Raw genomic sequence first — 714 nt, 5'->3', positions numbered from 1 at the left:
CGTCAGGCTATACGGTCACCCTGGCGGTGACCAACACCTCGAACGGGTCCCTTGCCCCGGGCAGGCTGACCGCCAGCACCAACAACCTATACACATTCAACTCCCGCATCGACATGCAGACCTGGGCCGAAGGCGGTTCCCGAATCCCCACCCCCAACCTGCTGGCCGAACAGTCCGTCGGAGCCATCCAGCCGGGGCAGAGCCTGGAAGTGACCCTGTCCGCACCGGCTGACAACGACCAGCTCAAGGCCATGACCACCTGGGGGGCCAAGCCCGTCCTCCTTGCCTACCGCAGCGGTCCCGGCACCGATACAGGCAACGGCAAGCCGCAGGCCAGCGTCGGCACTTTTCTGACCCGTTCCCCCGATGGGCTGGCCACCGCACAGACACCTGCCCTTGAGGTCAGCATGGTCCTTCCTTTGACCACAACCGGATGGACCGTCGACCACAGTGCGCTGCACCATCTGATGACCGGAGAGCGTACCGACAAAAAGAACGCCGGAAATGCCGCCGCCAACGGTGGGGACAAAGGCAGGAACAACGATCCCGCCCAATCCTCAGCCCCATCCCGGACCACCGGCACGACCGACGATTCGCAGACGACGCCGGATCCCGATGCCAGCCAGAGCCTGGTGCTCAGCGACAGAGCGCAAAAACAACAGAAGGACCAGTCACAACTCCTGAACCGTCACCCCCAGCTGGGCACCGTGGCCG

1 protein-coding gene is annotated in these 714 nt (G+C 64.4%); it reads left to right on the top strand.

Going from position 1 to position 714, the window contains the following annotated elements; all coding sequences use genetic code 11:
• Window positions 1–714: DUF6049 family protein (locus tag CRD60_RS08845; protein WP_236630926.1), on the top strand; the 714-nt coding region annotated here is incomplete at both ends.

This window comes from Bifidobacterium aemilianum (genome assembly GCF_003315635.1).
GTDB classification, from domain to species: domain Bacteria; phylum Actinomycetota; class Actinomycetes; order Actinomycetales; family Bifidobacteriaceae; genus Bifidobacterium; species Bifidobacterium aemilianum.
The sequence above is the reverse complement of the archived record's forward strand: the minus strand, read 5'-3'. Positions and strand labels throughout refer to the sequence as shown.